Genomic DNA, 5,829 nt, shown 5'->3' with positions numbered 1-5,829 from the left:
CATCAGCGGTTCGTCGCTCGAAGGCTCCAACACCGACATCGCCGACGAGTTCACCAAACTGATCGTGACCCAGCAGGCCTATTCGGCCAACACCAAGGTCATCACCACCGCCAACAGCATGGTGCAGGATCTGCTGAACGTGCTGCGCTGATGTGTAACTGGGGATCCAAGTTTTTTCCGTCATGCGCGGGCTTGACCCGCGCATCCATCTTCTTCGCAAGGCTCTTCGAAGAGGATGGATTGCCGGTCAAGCCCGGCAATGACGCGGGGACAACGGTGACGTGACATGAGTTTGAGTTCAGCCCTCTCCACCGCGATGGCCGGCCTGCGCGCCAACCAGGCCGCGCTGGGAATCGTATCGTCCAACGTCGCCAACGCGCAGACGCCGGGCTATGTCACCCAGAACGTCAACCAGATCGAACTCGCCGGCGGCGCCGGCAACGGCGCGAGCGTGCGCGTCAACGGCGTCAACCGCCAGCTCGATCAATACATCCAGGCGCAGCTGCGCACCGAGACCTCCGGCGGCGCTTACGCCGCCCAGATCGCCAACATCCTGAGCCAGCTGCAAAACGTCTACGGCACGCCCGGCGAGGCCGGCACGCTGGAAACCGCCTACAGCAATTTCACCGCCGCGGCGCAGGCGCTGTCGGCCAGCTCCGGCTCGAACGCGGCGCAGTCTTCGGTATTGTCGGCGGCGCAATCGCTGGCGCAGCAGCTCAACGCCACCACGCAAGGCATCCAGACGCTGCGCTCCAATATCGAGCAGAACATCGGCGTGTCGGTCGGGCAGGCCAATGTCGCGATGAACCAGATCGCGCAGCTCAATTCGCGGCTGCAGAGCATGAGCCCGACCGATCCGGCGGCGGCGACATTGATGGACCAGCGCGACAATGCCATCAGCCAGCTCGCGCAACTGATGGACATCCGCGTGATCACCGACGGCACCAACCAGGCGACCGTGTTCACCAATTCCGGCATCCAGCTGGTCGGCGGCAGCCAGGCGTCGCAACTGGATTTCAATTCGCAGGGCACGCTGAACGCCAGCTCGCAATGGAACAGCAATCCGGCGCTGTCCGGCGCCGGCACCATTACGGTAAAACTGCCGAACGGCGGCAATTTCGACATGATCGCCAACAACGCGATCGCATCCGGTCAGCTCGCGGCGGATCTGAAACTGCGCGACAAGACGCTGGTGACGGCGCAGGCGCAGGTCGACCAGCTGGCCGCGGCGCTGGCAAGTTCGCTGTCCGATGTCACAAAGCCCGGCACGACGGTCACCGGGCCGCCGGCCGGTTTCAATCTCGACCTCTCCACGGTGCAGCCCGGCAACAGCATCAACCTGACCTACACGGACACTGCGACCAACACGCAGCATCAGGTCACGATCCTGCGCGTCGACGATCCGGCGGCGCTGCCTTTGTCGAACGCGGCCACCGCCAATCCGAGCGACCAGGTGATCGGCGTCAATTTTTCCGGCGGCATGGCGTCGATCGTGGCGCAGTTGAACACCGCACTTGGCGGCGTGCACCTGCAGTTCTCCAATCCGTCGGGCTCGACCCTGCGCGTGGTCGACGACAACACTGCTGCCGCCACCGTCAACGCTGCCGCCACGGCGACGACCGCCTCGTCGCTGGTGAGCGGCACAGCCCATCTGCCGTTGTTCACCGATGCAGGTGCGCTCTATACCGGCAAGATCACGGCCAGCGGCTCGCAGATGACCGGCCTTGCCGGGCGCATCATGGTCAACTCGGCGCTGCTCACCGATCCGTCGAGGCTCACGGTCTATAGTACGTCGCCGCTGACGCCCTCGGGCGACACCACGCGCGCGGATTTTATCTATTCGCAGCTCACCTCGGGCTCGTTCACCTTTTCGCCGCAGACCGGGCTCGGCTCGGCCGCGACGCCGTTCAAGGGCACCATTCCCAGCTTCATGCAGCAGTTCCTCAGCCAGCAGAGCAATGCGTCGGCAACCGCGACGCAGCTGCAGCAGGGGCAGGATGTGGTGGTCTCCACCCTGCAGCAGAAGTTCAACTCGACCTCCGGCGTCAGCATCGACACCGAGATGGCGAACCTGATCGCGCTGCAAAATTCCTACGCGGCGAATGCGCATGTGATGAGCGTGGTGCAGAACATGATGACGACGCTGCTGCAGGTCCAGGGCTAAAGGTGGCAACAATGGCGATCAATGGCATCGGATATGGCAGCACCGTTCTCGGACAGTCGGTGCGCAATCTCAACGATCAGCTCACCACGCTGTCGGCGCAGCTTACCACCGGCAAGAAGGCGACCACCTATGCCGGCATGGGCGTCAACGAGGGATTTGCGATCGCCGCGCGCGGGCAGCTCTCCAACATTTCCGCCTTCACCGATACCATGACCAAGATCACCACCACGATCAACGTCGCCGACACCGCGCTGCAGGCGCTGGTCAATATCGGTGCGCAGGTGCAGAACGCCGCCAGCGCTTCCTCGCAGGCGCTGAACGGCGCGGGGCAAACCATCGCGCAACAGAACGCGGCCTCGCAGCTCGGATCGATGCTGGGAATCCTCAACACGCAATCCGGCGATCGTTACGTGTTTTCCGGCGGCGCGATCGATACGCCGGCGGTGACCGACGCCGACACGCTGCTGAGCGGCAGCGGCGCGCAGGCCGGACTGAAGCAGGTCATTGCCGAGCGCAACCAGGCCGATCTCGGCGGCGGCCTCGGGCGTCTCGTGCTGTCGGCTCCGGCGACGACGCCGATTACGCTGCGCGAAGATGTTTCGCCGTCGGCGTTCGGGCTGAAGCTCAATTCGGTCTCGTCGTCGTTGACGGGCGCGACCGTCACCGGGCCAACGGGGTCGCCGCCGACGGTGTCGATCGCGCTTGGCGCCAATCCAAACGGCGGCGACCAGATCAGCCTGAAATTCAATCTGCCCGATGGCAGCACCGAGACCGTTCAGCTCACCGCGTCGAGCGCCGTGCCGACGCCGGCGGGCAGCTTTGCGATCGGCGCGACGCCGGCCGCGACCTCGGCCAATCTCAATGCGGCGCTGAATGGTGCGATCGGCACGCTTGCCAACACGTCGCTGGTTGCGGCCTCCGCCGTCGCTGCGGCTGCGGACTTTTTCGCCGATCCGCCGCAACGCGTCGCCGGCGCGCCGCTGGCGACCGCAACCGCGCTCACCAACGGCACCGCTGCGAATACGGTGTCGTGGTACAGCGGCGAGAACGGCGCGGGCCCGGCGCGGGCATCGTCGATCGCGCGGATCGACCAGTCCATTACCGTTCAATACGGCGCACGCGCCACCGAGCAGGGGATACGCAACCAGTTGCAGTCGGTCGCGGTGCTCGCCGCCGTCGCCTCGACGGGCCCGAACGCAGCGGCGCAGGTCGCAGCACTGAGCCAGCGCGTCACGCATAACCTCACGGCGCAGCCCGGGCAGCAGACCATCCAGGACATCCAGGCGGATCTTTCCATCGCGCAGAACACGATGAAGGACGCCACCGCGCGGCAGAAGCAGACCCAGGCCATGCTGCAGAACATCGTGGATGGAGCCGAGAGCGTCGCGCCCGAGCAGGTCGCCAGCCAGATCCTGGCGCTGCAGAACGCGCTGCAGGCCTCCTACCAGACCACCGCGATGCTGTCGCAGCTCAGCCTGACCAAGTTTTTGCCGATATGATGCAGAAGATAAAGCGCAGTCGTCATCCTGAGGAGCCGCGCGCTTGCGCGGCGTCTCGAAGGATGGTCACACACGCCTGTTGCCCATCCTTCGAGGCTCGTCGTGAAGGACGGCGAGCACCTCAGGATGACGGTAGTGTGTGCGGATTGCAGCGGAGATGATAGTCATCGCGGCTTCGACTTGCTGCCGCGGCGAGACAGGCGGGTGATTTCAAGCCAGTCCTGCTCGATCAGCGCTTCTTTCTTGGCACGGCTCCAGCCCTTGATTTGACGCTCGGCTGCGATCCCGTCGGTAATTCGATCGAAACTTTCGGACCAAACGAGAGTTACCGGGCGGCGGCGGAACGTATAGCCGTGAAACGCACCACTATTGTGCTGATCAATTCTCGGCTGCAAGTCGTCGCCGGTGGCGCTTCCGACGTAGTAGGAATTGTCGGCGCATCGAAGCATGTATACGTAAATCGCCATCCTCCATTATCCTTCCGCATACACTGCCGTCATCCTGAGGTGCTCGCGGGCGATGCTTTGCATCGCACGGCGAGCCTCGAAGGATGGCCACAGGCGGGTGCGTGGCCATCCTTCGAGACGCCGCGCAAGCGCGCGGCTCCTCAGGATGACGGTGGTGCGTATGGCGCGGGTAGCGCATTACGTTCTCTCGTTTTCTTTGATCGGTTTGGCGACCAGCTTTAGTCCAAAGGATTCGATCACCTTCGGATCGTATCGAATAGCGGCTTTGAATTTTCGCCAAGCGCTTCCTTCTCAGCGGTCATGCGCTTGGCCCGCGCGACGGTATTGAGGGCATGGCAGATATAACCGGAATCGCCAGTCTCCAGCGCTTCAGTCAGGTAAGCAGCAATCGTTTCTTGATGGTCGAAACAGTCGGCCGCGTCGAAGTTCGAGACTTTTATCATTTCTTAACCGCCATTACCTTTGCCGGCCGCGGCGGCTCTTATAACGGCTTGGCTATCCCTTCGCCAGCGCGCCCCGGTTGCACTGCTCACCAAACACCAAAGGCCTCCTTCTGGAGGCCTTTTTGTCGGGCGCGTGCGTGGTGCGGCGGGTCGTCGTCGATAATCAGGCGGATTTTGCGCTTTGCATGCTTCTTGCGCTCGCCAGCAGCTTCTCTTCATGGGCGATCAGCTTCTTGGCTTCCTTCAGCGCGAGGTAAACCTCGCCGTTGAGGATGTGGTTGTTGATGCCCTCGATGAACGGCCATGAGCTCGGCGCGGCGTTGAGCATGTCGCGCATCAGGCTGAAATAGGTCGGGTGGTGGGCCTGCGGGTCCGGCGACAGGTACATCAGCTGCACCGCGAGGTAGATCAGCTTGGCCGGGGTGTCGGCGGTGGCCGATGTCAGGATGTCCTTTTCGCGCAGGATCGGGATCTTCTCGCCCTCGATCAAAAGCTTGGTGCGCTGCTCGGTATTGGTGATGACGCAGGCGCCGATGATGATGCGCTCGTGCGGCTTGAGTTCGACTTTCAGCGCCATGCAGCTTCTCCGTTTGAATGCGCCGACTCTGGCCGTAAAGCGCATCCTTTCGCACCGTGGTTAACGCCGGGTAAACGCGCCATGCCCGCGTTGCGCGGCGCAGCAGGAATTTACAACCGCAAAGCCCGGTTTTGCTGCGATTTGCGCGAGGTGCGTGCAATTTTATGCAACCGATACGGGAGCGCGGCAGGCCGCACTCCGAGGCCCGATTCATGTTTTTTTAGACTCTTGGTTCCAGTGTGCGGCGGTCGTCCGATGGAAAAGATCGGCGTTAAGTGAAACCAGAAAGGTATGACAAATGTCCGGTATCGTCCTTACGGCGTCAGTTCGCCAGAATTTGCTCTCGCTACAGTCCACCGCCGACCTGCTCTCCACCACGCAGAACCGCCTTGCCACTGGCAACAAGGTCAACTCGGCGCTCGATAATCCCACCAACTTCTTCACGGCCCAAGGCCTCAACAACCGCGCCAGCGACATCAACAATCTGCTCGACTCCATCGGCAACGGCGTGCAGGTGCTGCAGGCCGCCAACACCGGGATCACCTCGCTGCAGAAGCTGGTCGATACGGCGAAGTCGATCGCCAACCAGGTGCTGCAGGCTCCTGCCGGCTATTCGGCAAAGTCGACGGTTACTTCGGCAGCAGCGCTGGGCGGTACCGCGGCCAACCTGGTCGACGGC

The 5,829-nt window shown here is 62.9% G+C and carries 6 protein-coding genes and 1 pseudogene; 4 read left to right on the top strand and 3 right to left on the bottom strand.

The window, feature by feature from the left end; all coding sequences use genetic code 11:
- The 3 genes from VGP39_RS05885 to VGP39_RS05875 all read left to right on the top strand — a co-directional run.
- On the top strand, window positions 1-151 hold a 151-nt coding region (locus VGP39_RS05885; protein WP_327567167.1), incomplete at its 5' end, for a flagellar basal body rod C-terminal domain-containing protein.
- A gap of 135 nt (window positions 152-286) precedes the next feature.
- Window positions 287-2,164: a flagellar hook-associated protein FlgK gene (gene flgK / locus VGP39_RS05880; protein WP_327567166.1), complete on the top strand. Its 1,878-nt coding sequence runs from the start codon at window positions 287-289 to the stop codon at window positions 2,162-2,164.
- 11 nt (window positions 2,165-2,175) lie between these two features.
- Entirely contained in the window at window positions 2,176-3,663 is a 1,488-nt protein-coding gene (locus VGP39_RS05875) for a flagellar biosynthesis protein FlgL (RefSeq protein ID WP_327567165.1), read from the top strand.
- Between the two features lie 164 nt (window positions 3,664-3,827).
- Here the strand turns inward: VGP39_RS05875 and VGP39_RS05870 are convergent, their stop codons facing one another.
- From VGP39_RS05870 to flbT, 3 genes are all read right to left on the bottom strand, one after another.
- Window positions 3,828-4,130, bottom strand: coding sequence for a GIY-YIG nuclease family protein (locus VGP39_RS05870; RefSeq protein WP_327567164.1), 303 nt, complete (start codon window positions 4,128-4,130; stop codon window positions 3,828-3,830).
- A gap of 236 nt (window positions 4,131-4,366) precedes the next feature.
- On the bottom strand, window positions 4,367-4,573 hold the full coding sequence (locus VGP39_RS05865; protein WP_327567163.1) for a transcriptional regulator: 207 nt from the start codon (window positions 4,571-4,573) through the stop codon (window positions 4,367-4,369).
- Between the two features lie 163 nt (window positions 4,574-4,736).
- On the bottom strand, window positions 4,737-5,150 hold the full coding sequence (flbT, locus tag VGP39_RS05860; RefSeq protein ID WP_327567162.1) for a flagellar biosynthesis repressor FlbT: 414 nt from the start codon (window positions 5,148-5,150) through the stop codon (window positions 4,737-4,739).
- 298 nt (window positions 5,151-5,448) lie between these two features.
- Here flbT and VGP39_RS05855 point away from each other — a divergent pair.
- A pseudogene (locus VGP39_RS05855) lies at window positions 5,449-5,829 on the top strand (hypothetical protein); the annotation flags it as partial.

Origin of the sequence: Bradyrhizobium sp. (assembly GCF_036009065.1) — a bacterium.
In the GTDB taxonomy this organism is placed as follows: domain Bacteria; phylum Pseudomonadota; class Alphaproteobacteria; order Rhizobiales; family Xanthobacteraceae; genus Bradyrhizobium.
The sequence above is the reverse complement of the archived record's forward strand: the minus strand, read 5'-3'. Positions and strand labels throughout refer to the sequence as shown.

Excerpts from the sequence above, each read along its gene's own strand:
- flgK (WP_327567166.1), top strand. The coding sequence starts at position 287 with ATGAGTTTGAGTTCAGCCCTCTCCACCGCGATGGCCGGCCTGCGCGCC.
- VGP39_RS05875 (WP_327567165.1), top strand. The coding sequence starts at position 2,176 with ATGGCGATCAATGGCATCGGATATGGCAGCACCGTTCTCGGACAGTCG.
- VGP39_RS05870 (WP_327567164.1), bottom strand. The coding sequence starts at position 4,130 with ATGGCGATTTACGTATACATGCTTCGATGCGCCGACAATTCCTACTAC.
- VGP39_RS05865 (WP_327567163.1), bottom strand. The coding sequence starts at position 4,573 with ATGATAAAAGTCTCGAACTTCGACGCGGCCGACTGTTTCGACCATCAA.
- flbT (WP_327567162.1), bottom strand. The coding sequence starts at position 5,150 with ATGGCGCTGAAAGTCGAACTCAAGCCGCACGAGCGCATCATCATCGGC.